The sequence below is a fragment of the Streptomyces malaysiensis subsp. malaysiensis genome (genome assembly GCF_040653035.1).
Lineage (GTDB): Bacteria > Actinomycetota > Actinomycetes > Streptomycetales > Streptomycetaceae > Streptomyces > Streptomyces malaysiensis.
Map to the genome: position 1 here is coordinate 1 of NZ_JBEZNG010000092.1, position 1,312 is coordinate 1,312.

Annotated in this window: 1 protein-coding gene; it reads right to left on the reverse strand. The window is 65.5% G+C overall.

Annotation, left to right across the window (positions count from 1 at the left end; translation table 11 throughout):
• Nucleotides 1-1,271, reverse strand: a 1,271-nt coding sequence (locus AB0E24_RS45920) for a polyketide synthase dehydratase domain-containing protein (RefSeq protein ID WP_359386037.1), incomplete at its 3' end; no start/stop codon positions are given.
• Between the last annotated feature and the right edge of the window lie 41 nt (nt 1,272-1,312).

Here is a 1,312-nt window from a genome sequence, read left to right on the forward strand (position 1 = left end):
GACGCATCCGCCACCAACACCGACACCACACCATCACCCACCCGCGACACCCTCACCCGCAACACAGCCGCACCCGAAGCAAACACCGACACACCCGACCACACAAACGGCAACCGCGGCACCACCACATCATCATCAAAAAACTCCCCAAGCCCAACCGCATGCAACGCCGCATCCAACAACGCCGGATGCACACCAAACCCCGCAGCATCACCCACCACCGCATCAGCCAAAGCCACCTCGGCAAAAACATCCCCACCCGAACGCCACGCCGCCCGCAACCCCCGAAACACCGGCCCATAGGCGAATCCGTCGGACGCTACTTGCTCATAAAACGTGTCGACGTCGACCGGCTGAGCGTCGGGCGGCGGCCACTGCTGCAAGCCCTCGACCGGCACCCGCTCGGCCTCCGCGACGGAAAGCAGCACGCCCGAGGCATGACGGATCGAGTCCTGATCGTCCGCCCCGTTTTCCGGGCGGGAATACACCGACACCGGTCGCCGACTCGACCCGTCATCCGCCCCCACGACCACGTGCACCTGCACGCCTCCTCGCTCGGGCACTACCAGAGGGGCATGCAGGGTCAGTTCTTCAACGTGGTCGCATCCGACCTGCCCGGCCGCCTGTACAGCCAGCTCCAGAAAGGCGGTCCCGGGCAGCAGGGCCATGCCCATCACACTGTGGTCAGCGAGCCAAGGGTGCGACTGCATCGACAACCTGCCGGTCAGGACGACTCCGCCCGTGTCCGGGACCCGAACCGCCGCACCGACCAAGGGATGCCGCAGCGCGTCCAGTCCCATGGACGACGCGTCTCCCGAACCGATCCCCGCGTCAAGCCAGTAGCGTTGATGCTGGAACGCGTACGTCGGCAGGTCGACCGGCCTACGCGGGCCTGGGAACAGGGATGGCCAGTCCACCTCCAAACCCGACGCATACAGGTGGCCGAGAGCAAGAACCGCTGACTCGGGTTCCGGGCGGCCCCCACGCAACATCGGGACGACGATGGCGACGTCCTCGTCATCATCGAGGCACTCATGGACCACTGACGTCAACGCCCCATCCGGTCCCACCTCCACAAACCGCGTCACGTCCCATTTCCGAAGGCACCGAACACCATCGGCGAACCGCACCGTCTCCCGCACATGCGCCACCCAATACCCCGCCGAACACAGTTCCTCGCCGGCAACCTCTCCCGTCACATTGGAGACCACCGGAACCCGCGGAAGCGAGTACGCGATGCTCTCGGCAACCTGCCGGAACTCCTCCAGCATCGGCTCCATCCGCGACGAATGAAACGCATGACTCACCGGCA